Here is a 12855-nt window from a genome sequence, read left to right on the forward strand (position 1 = left end):
TACTTTCAAGATTTCCACTTCTTTTTTTGCAGTCACTGTCCCGACGGCCATGACCTATACCAGCTCAACCGTGCGCGTGCCTGATGTCGCCACGGTGCCGCGACATATCGCGATCATCATGGACGGCAACGGCCGTTGGGCCACCCAGCGGCGCTTGCCGCGCGTGGCGGGCCATACGCGCGGCGTCGATGCCGTGCGCGCGGCCGTCGAGGCGTGCGCCCGTCAGGGCGTCGAATATCTGACGCTGTTCGCCTTCAGTTCCGAAAACTGGCGTCGGCCGAACGAAGAAGTTTCGTTCCTGATGCGCCTGTTCGTGACCGCGCTCGAGCGCGAGATCGGCAAGCTGCACGCGAACGGCATCCGTTTGCGGGTGGTGGGCGATCTCGATCGTTTCGACACGCGCATCCGCGATCTGATCAAACGCGCGGAAACCAAGACCGCGCGTAATACCCGCCTCACACTGACCATCGCTGCCAACTACGGCGGCCGCTGGGACATCATGCAGGCCACCCGCAAGCTCGCCGAGCAATCGGCGCTGGCGGGCAAGGCGGTGGAGGTGAGCGAGGAATCGTTCGCCGAGCACCTGTCGATGGCTTATGCACCGGAGCCGGATCTGTTCATCCGCACCGGCGGCGAGCGCCGCGTCAGCAACTTCCTGCTGTGGCAGCTTGCGTACACCGAGTTCTACTTCACCGACACGTTCTGGCCTGATTTCGACGCCGACGCGCTCGGCCACGCCATCGCTTCGTACGCGGAGCGCGAGCGCCGCTTCGGGCGCACCAGTGCTCAACTCGAGCCGCAATCGCAGAACGTCGATTCGCTTCCATGCTAAAAACCCGTGTTATCACGGCGATCATCCTGCTGGCAGTGTTCCTGCCGGTCACGTTGTTCGCGCCGTTGGGCGCGTTCGGCGCGCTGATCGCGTTTGTCGTCGTGTTCGCCGCCTGGGAATGGGCCCGTCTGCTCAAGCTGGGCGGCGCCGGTCCCGTGATCTATGCGTTGGTAACCGCGGTGGCGCTGGTCGCCAGTACCCGGCTTGGCACGGGTATCGAAGAAGCCCGTTCGCTCTTCAAGGCCGCCGGCATCTTCTGGATCGTCGCAGGGCCGTTCGTGCTGCTGCGCAAGCCCACGCTCGCGCAGGGCGCCTGGCGTATCTTTCTATTTCTTGCCGGCATTGTGATATTCGTCGCATGCTGGCATGCTCTCGTCGCCGCGCGCATGCAGGGCGTGCCTTTCGTGCTGTCGCTGCTGCTATTGGTCTGGTTGGCCGATATCGGCGCATACTTCTCCGGAAAAGCTTTCGGAAAGCACAAGCTGGCGCCTGCCATCAGTCCGGGTAAAACCTGGGAGGGCGCGATCGGCGGCTGGCTGGTCGTGATGATCGTCGCAGCGGCGGCGGTCTTTTTGCATGCGTTCGAGCCGACCCTGTATTCTGCGCTGCTGGCGCAATGGGGCGCCATACGCACGCTGCTCGCCTTGACCTTGCTGGTGGCATTCAGCGTGGTCGGCGATCTGTTCGAATCGATGATGAAACGCCAGGCTGGTGTGAAAGATTCAAGCGGCCTGTTGCCGGGGCACGGCGGCGTGCTCGACCGCATCGACGCCTTATTGCCGGTGCTGCCGCTTGCCATGCTGCTGCTCGGCTAGAGAAAGAGATATGCAAAAACGTCTGACATTGCTCGGTTCCACGGGCTCGATTGGAGACAGCACGCTCGACGTCGTCGCGCGTCATCCCGAACGCTTTTCGGTCTACGCGCTCACGGCGCATCGCAACGGCGACAAGCTCGTCGAGCAATGCCTGCGTTTTCAGCCGGAAGTCGCCGTCGTCGGCGATGCCGACACGGCGGCGAACGTCGCGGCGAAACTGCGTGCAGCCGGCTGCAAAACCGAGGTGACATACGGGCCGCAAGCGCTCGTCGACGTGTCGAAGAGCGAAAGCTGCGACACGGTCGTGGCGGCAATCGTCGGTGCCGCGGGTCTTGCGCCCACGCTCGCCGCAGCGCGCGCCGGCAAGCGCATTCTGCTCGCCAACAAGGAAGCGCTGGTCATGTCCGGCGCGATCTTCATGGACGCCGTGCGCGACAACGGCGCGATCCTGCTGCCGGTCGACAGCGAACACAACGCGATTTTCCAATGCCTGCCGCGCGAAGCCGCGCTGCACGGCGGCGTCTCCAAAATCATTCTGACCGCTTCGGGCGGCCCGTTTCGCACCCGCGAACCGGCCACGCTCGTCGACGTCACGCCCGACGAAGCCTGCAAGCATCCGAACTGGGTGATGGGCCGCAAGATCTCCGTCGACTCCGCCACGATGATGAACAAGGGCCTCGAAGTGATCGAGGCGCACTGGCTCTTCGATCTGCCGGGCGAACGCATCGAGGTGTTGATCCACCCGCAAAGCGTGATTCACTCGATGGTCTCCTACGCCGACGGTTCGGTACTCGCGCAGCTCGGCAACCCCGACATGCGCACGCCGATCGCTCACGCGTTGGCCTTCCCCGATCGCGTCGATTCGGGCGTCGCGCAACTCGATCTGCTGCAGGTCGCATCGTTGTCGTTCGAGAAGCCGGATTACACGCGCTTTCCGTGTCTTGCGCTTGCCGTGAAGGCTTTGGCCGAAGGCGGCGTCGCCAGCGCCGCGCTGAACGCCGCCAACGAAATCGCCGTCGAAGCGTTCCTGCAACGTCAGATCGGTTTCATGGCGATTGCCCAGGTGGTCGATGCGGTACTCAACGCACTGCCGAGCCGCAGCGCGCACGCGCTCGAAGACGTGATCGAAGCGGATGCCGCCGCGCGTCGCGCCGCTACCGAATTCATCGCGCGTCTGCCCGACAACGCTCGTCGCACGGAACGCGCCGTCCAGTGAGGCGCTTATGAATCTGCTGATCGAACTGCTTGCCTTCGCGGTCGCGATTGGCGTGCTCGTGGTCGTCCACGAGTATGGGCACTACAGTGTCGCGCGTTTGTGCGGCGTCAAGGTGCTGCGCTTTTCGATCGGCTTCGGCAGGCCGCTGTTCCAGTGGGTGAGTCCGAAAACGGGCACCGAGTGGACCATCGCGGCGTTGCCGCTCGGCGGTTACGTGAAGATGCTCGACGAGCGCGAAACCGGCACCGAGCCGATTCCCGCCGACGCTTTGCCGCACGCGTTCAACCGGCAACCGGTGTGGCGCCGCTTTGCGATCGTCGCGGCCGGTCCGGTGGCGAATTTCCTGTTGGCTATCGTCTTGTTCGCGCTCGTGTTCGCTACGGGCGTGACGGAGCCGGCTGCGGTGATCGCGGCGCCCGCGCCGAACACGCCGGCCGCTGTTGCCGGTTTCGACGGTGGCGAAACGATCGTTGCCGTGCGTGCCGGGGAGGCAAGCGAATCGGAGCCGGTGCGTTCGTGGTCGGATCTGCGCTGGAAGCTGCTGGGCGCGGCATTCGATCACAAGCGCGTCGTGTTGAGCGCGAAAGACGCCCACGGCACTTCCGACTTCCAGCTTGATTTGCGCGGTCTGACCGAAAAAGATGTCGACGACGACTTCATGTCGCATCTCGGCTTCGAGCCGGGCGGCGGCAAGCTGACGGTTGCGGGCGTGCAGCCGGGCAGCGCGGCGCAGAAAGCCGGGCTGGTGACGGGCGATCGCCTGCGTGCGGTCGACGGTACGCCGACCGATAATGCAACCGCCTTCATCGCTTATGTAAAATCTCACGCCGGCAAGCCTGTGATGTTGCAGGTTGAGCGTGGCGGGCAGGCCGGTCAGGCGGGCAAGCTCGAAGACGTGAGCGTCGTGCCGCAGTCGCAGCGTGACGAAACGACCGGTCAGCAGATCGGCCGTATCGGCGCGGAACTGGCCACGCAGGTGCCCTCGATCGATGTGCATTACGGCCCGGTCGAAAGCCTGCAATTGGGTGCGCACCGCACGTGGGATCTCGCGGTTTACTCGGTGCGCATGTTCGGCCGGATGATCATCGGCGAGGCTTCGCTGAAAAATCTTTCCGGCCCCGTGACGATCGCCGATTACGCGGGAAAGAGCGCGCGTCTAGGTCCATCTGCATTCCTGTCGTTCCTGGCCCTTGTCAGTATTAGCCTTGGTGTACTGAACCTGCTACCAATTCCGGTATTGGACGGGGGTCATCTGTTATATTATTTGGTTGAAGCTGTGACCGGTAAAGTTGTCTCCGATCGCTGGCAACTCGTTTTTCAGAGGGCGGGTCTCGCCTGCATCGTCGCATTGTCGGCGATTGCGCTGTTCAACGATCTGGCTCGTTTAATCCATTTTTAAAGTGTCTGGCGGCGTTCACGATGGCGACCGTCTGACCTGATGCAGCTATACACACTGGGGAAGCACGTTGTTTAAACCTCATCGCTTTGTTCCAAAGACGGTTATAGCCGCGGCATTCGCCGCGCATGGGCTGGTTGCTCACGCAACGACGCCCTTCGTGGTGCAAGACATCCGGATCGAGGGATTGCAACGCGTCGAACCAGGTACCGTGTTCGCGTACCTGCCCATCAAGCAAGGCGATACCTTTAGCGACGACAAGGCATCGGAAGCAATCCGCGCGCTGTACGCCACGGGTTTCTTCAACGACGTCAAGATCGCGACCGAAGGCAATGTCGTCATCGTGCAGGTGCTGGAGCGTCCGGCCATCGGCACGATCGACTTCGCGGGCATTCACGAGTTCGACAAGGAAAACCTGACCAAGGCGCTGCGCGCGGTCGGTTTGTCGCAAGGCCGTTATTACGACAAGGCACTCGTCGACAAGGCCGAGCAGGAGCTGAAGCGTCAATACCTGACGCGGGGTTACTACGCTGCTGAAGTCACCACCACCATCACGCCGATCGACCGCAATCGCGTCTCGGTGCTGTTCTCGGTGGCCGAAGGTCCGAGCGCGAAGATCCGCCAGATCAACTTCATCGGCAACAAGGCGTTCAGCACCGGTACGCTGCGCGACGAAATGCAGCTGTCCACGCCGAACTGGTTCTCGTGGTACACGAAGAACGACCTGTACGCGAAAGACAAGCTCACCGGCGACCTTGAAAACGTCCGCTCGTATTACCTGAATCGCGGCTACCTCGAGTTCAACATCGAGTCGACCCAGGTGTCGATCACGCCGGACAAGAAGGACATGTACCTGACGGTCACGCTGCATGAAGGCGAGCCGTACACGATTTCGAGCATCAAGCTCGCCGGCAACCTGCTCGATCGCGAGCCGGAGCTGGCCAAGCTCATCAAGATCAAACCGGGCGACCGCTTCTCGGCTGAAAAGCTGCAAGCCACCACCAAGTCGATCGTCGACAAGCTCGGCGAATACGGCTACGCATTCGCTACCGTCAACGCGCAGCCGCAGATCGATCAGGCCAACCACAAGGTCGATCTGACGCTGCAGGTCGACCCGAGCCGCCGCGTCTACGTGCGCCGCATCAACGTGGTCGGCAACACGCGTACCCGCGACGAAGTGGTGCGCCGCGAAATGCGTCAGCTCGAAAGCTCGTGGTTCGATTCGAACCGCCTCGCGCTGTCGAAAGACCGGATCAACCGCCTCGGCTACTTCACCGACGTGGACGTGACCACGGTGCCGGTGGAAGGCACGCCCGACCAGGTCGACGTGGACGTCAAGGTGGCCGAAAAGCCAACCGGCGCGATCACGCTGGGTGCGGGCTTCTCGTCGACCGACAAGGTGGTGCTGTCGGCCGGCGTGTCGCAAGACAACGTGTTCGGCTCGGGTACCAGCCTGTCGGTGAACGTGAACACCGCGAAAACCTATCGTACGTTGACGGTCACGCAGGTCGACCCGTACTTCACGGTCGACGGCATCAAGCGGATTACCGACGTCTATTACCGTACGTACCAGCCGCTGTACTACTCGACGGATTCGAGCTTCAAGATCGTCACGGTGGGTGGCGACCTGAAGTTCGGCATCCCGTTCTCGGAAGTCGATACGGTGTACTTCGGTGCCGGCCTCGAGCAGAACCAGCTGGACGTCGACGACAACACGCCGGCTTCGTACAAGCAGTATGTGCAGGACTTCGGCCGTGTCTCGAACAACGTGCCGATCACGGTCGGCTGGTCGCGCGACGCGCGTGACAGCGCGCTCGTGCCGAGCCGCGGTTACTTCACGCAGGCCAACGCCGAGTACGGCACGCCGATCGGCGGCACGCAATACTACAAGGCCGACCTGAACGCGCAGTACTATTACTCGTTCTCGCGCGGCTTCGTGCTGGGCTTCAACTTCCAGGGCGGCTACGGTAACGGCCTGAGCGGCAAGCCTTACCCGATTTTCAAGAACTACTACGCCGGCGGTATCGGTTCGGTGCGAGGCTTCGAGCCGAGCTCGCTGGGTCCGCGCGACAAGACCACGAACGACCCGATCGGCGGCTCGAAACTGCTGGTGGGCAATATCGAGTTGACGTTCCCGTTGCCGGGCACGGGCTACGACCGCACGTTGCGGGTCTTTACATTCCTGGATGCGGGTAACGTCTGGGCCGACGCGAGTGCCGCCGCTAATTCGACCGGCGCGAACGGTCTGCGGTACGGCTACGGTGTCGGCCTGGCGTGGATTTCGCCGATCGGTCCGCTCAAGCTCAGTCTGGGTTTCCCGCTCGTGAAACACACCGGCGACCAGTATCAGAAATTCCAGTTCCAGATCGGGACGGCGTTCTGATCGCGGCGGCGGCGGGCGGCCTTGCTGGCGGGGCCGGCCAAATTACAGTATCGAGAGGATGACTTTGCTAACCGGTATGTTTTCGAAACGTGTGGCGTGCGCACTGGCGCTGGCAATGACCTTGGGCGTCGGGGTGGCGCACGGGCAGGAGGCGCGTATCGCCGCGGTGAATTCCGACCGTATCCTGCGCGAATCCGCTGCCGCCAAAGCCGCCCAGGTCAAGCTCGAGGCCGAGTTTGCGAAGCGCGACAAGGACCTCGCGGACATGGCGCAGAAGCTGAAGTCGATGTCCGATTCGCTCGACAAGAGCGGCGCGTCCATGGCGCCGGCCGACCGCGCGCAGAAGCAGCGCGATCTGTCGCAAATGGACACGGATTTTCAACGTAAGCAGCGTGAGTTTCGTGAAGATCTGAATCAGCGTCGCAATGAAGAGCTGGCAGCGGTGCTGGATCGCGCAAACAAGGTGATCAAACAGATCGCCGAGCAGCAGCATTACGATCTGATCGTGCAGGAAGCGGTCTACGTGAGCCCGCGTATCGATATCACCGATCAGGTGCTCAAGGCACTGGCGGCATCGGGTAACTGAGCGCAGGCGGGTCATCAACCCGCCTTGCGTGGCATCGGGTTATAAGCAGCACGGACGGCATGCTTCGCGCCGGGAGTGCTGGATTGAACTGCAGGAGACAGGACAGGCATGGCATTTACGCTAGAGGACATCGTCCAACGGTTCGGCGGTGAAGTAGTCGGAAATGGTTCGCAGCGCGTGGGCAGTCTGGCGCCGCTCGACCAGGCAGGCCCGGACCAACTGGCGTTCCTCGCCAACCCGAAATACCTGTCGCAAGTCGAAACGACTCGCGCGGGCGCGGTGTTGATCAACGCCGACGACCTCGCCAAGCTCGCATCCCGCGAGAATCACAACTTCATCGTCACGCCCAATCCGTACGCGTACTTCGCGCGCGTCGCTCAAACCTTCATCGATCTCGCCGCGCCCAAGGTGGCCGCCGGCGTGCATCCGAGCGCCACGGTCGATCCGTCGGCGCAGGTTGCCGGGAGCGCGGTGATCGGACCGCATGTCACGGTGGAAGCCGGTGCGGTGATCGGTGAGAACGTGCGCCTCGACGCCAACGTGGTGATCGGCCGTGGCACGCGCATCGGCGCGGGCTCCCATCTGTATCCGAACGTGGCCGTGTACTACGGTTGCAGGATCGGCGAGCGGGTGATCGTGCACGCCGGCGCGGTGATCGGTTCCGATGGCTTCGGCTTCGCGCCGGATTTCGTCGGCGACGGCGATGCGCGTACCGGCAGCTGGGTGAAGATTCCGCAGGTCGGCGGCGTGTCGATCGCCGACGACGTCGAAATCGGCGCCAATACCACGATCGACCGTGGCGCGATGGCCGATACGATCATCGAAGAAAGCGTGAAGATCGACAACCTCGTGCAGATCGGCCACAACTGCAAGATCGGCGCGTACACGGTGATCGCCGGTTGTGCTGGCATCGCGGGCAGCACGACGATTGGCCGCCATTGCATGATCGGCGGCGCCGTCGGCATTGCCGGGCACGTCACGCTGGCCGATTACGTGATCGTCACGGCCAAGTCGGGCGTCTCGAAGTCGTTGCTGAAAGCCGGTATCTACACCAGCGCGTTCCCGGCCGTGAACCACGCGGACTGGAACAAAAGCGCCGCGCTGCTACGCAATATCGACAAGCTCCGCGACCGTATCAAAGCGCTCGAGAGCGCCGCAGCCAATCAGGCGGGCGGCGGCCAGACGGGCACATCGTCAGGCGCGGCAAACCATTCCACGGGCGACAAATCCTGAGGTAGCGAAGTAATTCGCAAGGCTACCGGCCGGCTCCGCGTAAAATAGCGGGCAAGCATCAGAAGCAAAGTCGGTTGCCGTGACCGGGTGGCGCGGCCGCCGGGTCATGGCAGGCGCCGGCAGCGCGCGTTACCAACCCACCTGCACCAGCATCCGCAGTCATCATCGCGCAGTCAATGCGTGAGTCGAAACACCATGAGCACCGAAAAAATCAATCTCGACATTCATAAGATTCTCACGCTGCTGCCGCATCGTTACCCGATCCTGCTGGTCGACCGGGTGCTCGAACTCGAGCCGCACAAGAGCATCAAAGCGTTGAAGAACGTGTCGATCAATGAGCCGTATTTCCAGGGGCACTTTCCGACCCGTCCGGTGATGCCGGGCGTGCTGATTCTCGAAGCGCTCGCGCAAACTGCGGCGCTGCTGACGTTTTCGGAAGAGCCGAGCGACCCGTCGAACACGCTGTACCTGTTCGTCGGTATCGACAATGCGCGCTTCAAGCGCGTGGTGGAACCGGGCGATCAGCTGATCCTGAACTGCACGTTCGAGCGTCACATGCGCGGTATCTGGAAGTTCAAGGCGCGCGCCGAAGTGGATGGCGTGGTCGCGGCGGAAGCCGATCTGATGTGCGCGGTGCGGCACACGGACAAAGACGCGTAACACGGCGTCCGGGCAGTCAGCCGCCTGAACCAGGCGCTGCCGGCTCTGCCTTTGGCCCATCCAGCAACGCAACAGAATCAGAAGCGAGGACGCATGAGCAGGATTCATCCCACTGCGATCGTCGAACCCGGCGCACAGATCGACGAAACCGTCGAAATTGGACCGTATGCCGTGATCGGCGCCCATGTGACGATCGGCGCACGGACCACCGTCGGTTCGCATAGCGTGATCGAAGGTCACACCAGGATCGGCGAAGACAACCGGATTGGCCACTACGCCAACGTCGGCGGCCGTCCTCAAGACATGAAGTACCGTGACGAGCCCACCCGGCTCGAGATCGGCAACCGCAACACGATCCGCGAGTTCACCACGATCCACACCGGCACGGTGCAGGACGCGGGCGTCACCACGCTGGGCGACGACAACTGGATCATGGCGTACGTGCACCTCGGGCACGACTGCCACGTCGGCAATAACGTCATTCTGTCGAGCAACGCGCAGATGGCGGGCCACGTGACGATCGGCGACCACGCGATCGTCGGCGGCATGTCGGGCGTGCATCAGTTCGTGCGCATCGGTGCGCATTCCATGCTGGGCGGCGCTTCGGCGCTGGTGCAGGACGTTCCGCCGTTCGTGATCGCCGCCGGCAACAAGGCTGAACCGCACGGTGTCAACGTCGAAGGTCTGCGCCGCCGTGGTTTCTCGGCAGACGCGATTTCGGCGCTGCGCACGGCGTATCGCGTGCTGTACAAGAACGGTTTATCGCTGGAAGAAGCGAAGGTGCAGCTGCGCGACCTCGCATCTGCTGGCGGCGACGGCGATGCGGCGGTGCAAACGCTGCTCGCGTTCGTCGAAACGTCGCAACGCGGCATCATCCGCTAAGCGATGGCATTGCAACCCAGTCCGCTGCGCGTCGCAATGGTGGCAGGCGAACCGTCCGGTGACCTGCTGGCGGCGTCGCTGCTCAACGGCCTCGCGAGCCGTCTGCCCGCCGGTACCCAGTATTACGGGATCGGCGGTCCGCGTATGACCGCCACCGGTTTCGACGCCCATTTCCCGATGGAAAAGCTCACGGTGCGCGGCTATGTCGAAGCCCTGAAGCATATCCCCGAGATCCTCGGCATTCGCAACGAGCTCAAGCGTCAGTTGCTCGCGGAGCCGCCGTCCGTGTTCATCGGCGTGGACGCGCCCGATTTCAACTTCGGGCTCGAACATCCGTTGCGCGACGCGGGCATTCCCACCATTCACTTCGTGTGCCCGTCCATCTGGGCGTGGCGCGGCGGACGTATCAAGAAGATCGCCAAGGCGGTCGACCACATGCTGTGCGTGTTCCCGTTCGAGACGGCGCTGCTGGAAAAAGCAGGCGTACCGGCCTCGTACGTGGGCCATCCGCTCGCTGACGAAATCCCGCTGGTGCCCGACACGCTCGGCGCGCGCCGTACCCTGGGTCTCGCCGAAGACGGTCCGATCATCGCGGTGCTGCCGGGCAGCCGGCGCTCGGAGATCGATCTGATCGGTCCGACGTTCTTCGCGGCGATGGAAATGATGCAGCACCAGGAGCCCGGTGTGCGGTTCGTGATGCCGGCGGCCACCCCTGCGCTGCGCGAGATGCTGCGGCCGCTGGTCGATTCGCATCCCGGCCTCTCGTTGACGATTACCGACGGCCAGTCGCAGCTCGCCATGACCGCCGCCGACGCGATTCTCGTGAAAAGCGGCACGGTCACGCTCGAAGCCGCGCTGCTGAAAAAGCCGATGGTCATCTCGTACAAGGTACCGTGGCTCACGGGCCAGATCATGCGGCGCCAGGGCTATCTGCCGTATGTCGGCCTGCCGAACATTCTGGCGGGGCGTTTCGTGGTGCCGGAGATTCTGCAGCACTTCGCCACGCCGCAAGCGCTGGCCGAAGCCACGCTGAAACAGTTGCGCGACGAGACCAACCGGCGCACGCTGACGGAAATCTTCACGGAGATGCATCACGTGCTGAAGCAGAACACCGCGCAGCGTGCGGCGGAAGTCGTGGCGAGCGTCGTCGAAAAGCGTAGGGCGCGGGCGTGACGAGCGAGCGCGCACCGCGTCGCAAGACCGTGGCCGGCGCATCGGCGCAGCAGGTCGGCCTGAACTTCGAGACGCCGGACGACATCGTCTGCGGCGTCGACGAGGCAGGGCGCGGACCGCTGGCCGGTCCCGTGGTGGCAGCGGCGGTGATTTTCGATCCGTCCAAGCCGATGATTCGCGGCCTCGACGATTCCAAGGTGCTGACCGCTAAAAAACGCGACGAACTGTACGACAAGATCGTCGACCGGGCGCTCGCTTACTGCATTGCGTCGGCTAGCGTCGAAGAAATCGATTCGCTGAACATCCTGCACGCCACCATGCTGGCGATGAAGCGCGCTGTGGAAGGTCTGTCCGTCACGCCGACGCTCGTGAAAATCGACGGCAATCGCTGCCCGACGCTGAGCGTTCGCAGCGAAGCGGTGATCGGCGGCGACGCGCTGGTGAAGAGCATTTCGGCGGCGTCGATTCTGGCCAAGGTCACGCGCGACCGCATGTTGCTCGAATTGCATCAGACGTTTCCGGTGTACGGTTTCAACGCCCACGCCGGCTATGGCACGCCGCAGCATCTCGCCGCCTTGCGCGAGCATGGGCCGTGCGAGCATCATCGGCGTTCGTTCGCGCCGGTGCGCGAAGCGCATCTGCGCTTCGGCACGAGTGGGTCGCTGCGGATGGTGGAAGTCATTACTGTCAAGGGCGTGCTGACCGACGCAATGCTCGACGACGACGCCTTCGGCGAACGCAGCAGCGTTTAAGGCATCGTCAGCAAGTTAGCGGCGCAGCGGCTGAGATTTGCCGTCGTGCGTCGCCGAATTCTTTCCTCATTCTCACTGTCTTCGCTGCCTGTGAAAGCCATCACCTCGCGGGACAATCCGCTCTATAAGCGCCTCAGGGCACTCGCCGGCTCGACGCATCAACAGCGTCGCAGCGGCAATGCATTGCTCGAAGGCTTTCATCTCGCGAGTGCTTATCTCGACGTCGCCGGGCAGCCGGAAATGTGCATCGTCACCGACGCCGCGCTGCATCACGAGGAAGCGCAGGCGATCGTGTCGCGCATCGAAGATCATCGGATCGTGACCTTGCCGGATGCATTGTTCGGGCAGTTGTCGAACGTCGTGCATGGCGTCGGGATTCTGTTGCTGGTCGACAAACTCGACGCGCCGCTGCCCGAGAAAGTCGCGCAAACCTGTCTCGTGCTCGACGGCGTGCAGGACGCGGGCAACGTCGGCTCGATCCTGCGCAGCGCGGCGGCGGCGGGCATACAGCAGGTGTTCTGCGCGCCGGGCACGGCGTACGCCTGGTCGTCGAAAGTCTTGCGCTCGGGCATGGGCGCGCACTTCCTGTTGCAGATTCACGAAGACGTCGAAGCGCAGACGCTGATCGAGCGACTCGCGGTGCCGATCGTCATCACGGATTCGCACGGCGCCGAGCCGATTTACGACTGCGATCTGAGCGGGCCGCTCGCTTGGGTGTTCGGCAACGAAGGGGCGGGCGTCTCGCAGATCTGGCGCGACGCGGTCTCGTTGCGAGTGACGATTCCCCAGCCGGGCGGCATGGAGTCGCTGAATGTGGCGGCTGCGGCGGCCGTGTGCGTATTCGAGCAGTGCCGCCAGCAGCGCGGGCGCGGGTGAGTAGAGGCGTGGCGCAGTCGACGCGAAGCTCAGCCCCGCGCCGATCACACT

The 12855-nt window shown here is 63.2% G+C and carries 12 protein-coding genes; all 12 read left to right on the forward strand.

Annotated elements, in window-relative coordinates:
• The first annotated feature begins 49 nt into the window (after nt 1–49).
• Complete coding sequence (uppS, locus tag FQ705_RS27245; RefSeq protein ID WP_144146469.1) at nt 50–832, forward strand: polyprenyl diphosphate synthase; 783 nt, start codon at nt 50–52, stop codon at nt 830–832.
• Entirely contained in the window at nt 826–1647 is an 822-nt protein-coding gene (locus tag FQ705_RS27250; RefSeq protein ID WP_144146472.1) for a phosphatidate cytidylyltransferase, read from the forward strand. The genes uppS and FQ705_RS27250 overlap by 7 nt, the downstream gene beginning before the upstream one ends.
• A 10-nt stretch (nt 1648–1657) precedes the next feature.
• On the forward strand, nt 1658–2863 hold the full coding sequence (locus tag FQ705_RS27255; protein WP_144146475.1) for a 1-deoxy-D-xylulose-5-phosphate reductoisomerase: 1206 nt from the start codon (nt 1658–1660) through the stop codon (nt 2861–2863).
• 7 nt (nt 2864–2870) lie between these two features.
• The gene (rseP, locus tag FQ705_RS27260) at nt 2871–4262 is read left to right on the forward strand and encodes an RIP metalloprotease RseP (RefSeq protein WP_144146478.1); all 1392 of its coding nucleotides are present in this window, start codon (nt 2871–2873) and stop codon (nt 4260–4262) included.
• A 67-nt stretch (nt 4263–4329) separates the two neighbouring features.
• Complete coding sequence (bamA, locus tag FQ705_RS27265; protein ID WP_144146481.1) at nt 4330–6642, forward strand: outer membrane protein assembly factor BamA; 2313 nt, start codon at nt 4330–4332, stop codon at nt 6640–6642.
• A 64-nt stretch (nt 6643–6706) separates the two neighbouring features.
• Nucleotides 6707–7228 (forward strand): OmpH family outer membrane protein, encoded by a 522-nt coding sequence (locus FQ705_RS27270; RefSeq protein ID WP_186308015.1) that lies wholly within the window; start codon nt 6707–6709, stop codon nt 7226–7228.
• 108 nt (nt 7229–7336) lie between these two features.
• Entirely contained in the window at nt 7337–8461 is a 1125-nt protein-coding gene (lpxD, locus tag FQ705_RS27275; protein WP_144146484.1) for a UDP-3-O-(3-hydroxymyristoyl)glucosamine N-acyltransferase, read from the forward strand.
• A 195-nt stretch (nt 8462–8656) separates the two neighbouring features.
• A complete protein-coding gene (fabZ, locus tag FQ705_RS27280) occupies nt 8657–9121 on the forward strand; it encodes a 3-hydroxyacyl-ACP dehydratase FabZ (protein WP_006048683.1) in 465 nt (154 codons plus the stop codon).
• A 93-nt stretch (nt 9122–9214) separates the two neighbouring features.
• A complete protein-coding gene (lpxA, locus tag FQ705_RS27285; RefSeq protein ID WP_144146487.1) occupies nt 9215–10003 on the forward strand; it encodes an acyl-ACP--UDP-N-acetylglucosamine O-acyltransferase in 789 nt (262 codons plus the stop codon).
• Between the two features lie 3 nt (nt 10004–10006).
• On the forward strand, nt 10007–11176 hold the full coding sequence (gene lpxB / locus FQ705_RS27290; RefSeq protein ID WP_144146490.1) for a lipid-A-disaccharide synthase: 1170 nt from the start codon (nt 10007–10009) through the stop codon (nt 11174–11176).
• The gene (gene rnhB / locus FQ705_RS27295; RefSeq protein WP_144146493.1) at nt 11173–11928 is read left to right on the forward strand and encodes a ribonuclease HII; all 756 of its coding nucleotides are present in this window, start codon (nt 11173–11175) and stop codon (nt 11926–11928) included. Before lpxB ends, rnhB begins: the two co-directional genes overlap by 4 nt.
• Nucleotides 11929–12018: 90 nt before the next feature.
• A complete protein-coding gene (locus FQ705_RS27300) occupies nt 12019–12804 on the forward strand; it encodes a TrmH family RNA methyltransferase (RefSeq protein WP_144146496.1) in 786 nt (261 codons plus the stop codon).
• The last annotated feature ends 51 nt before the right edge of the window (nt 12805–12855 follow it).

The sequence above is a fragment of the Paraburkholderia sp. BCC1884 genome (assembly GCF_900996225.1).
Lineage (GTDB): Bacteria > Pseudomonadota > Gammaproteobacteria > Burkholderiales > Burkholderiaceae > Paraburkholderia.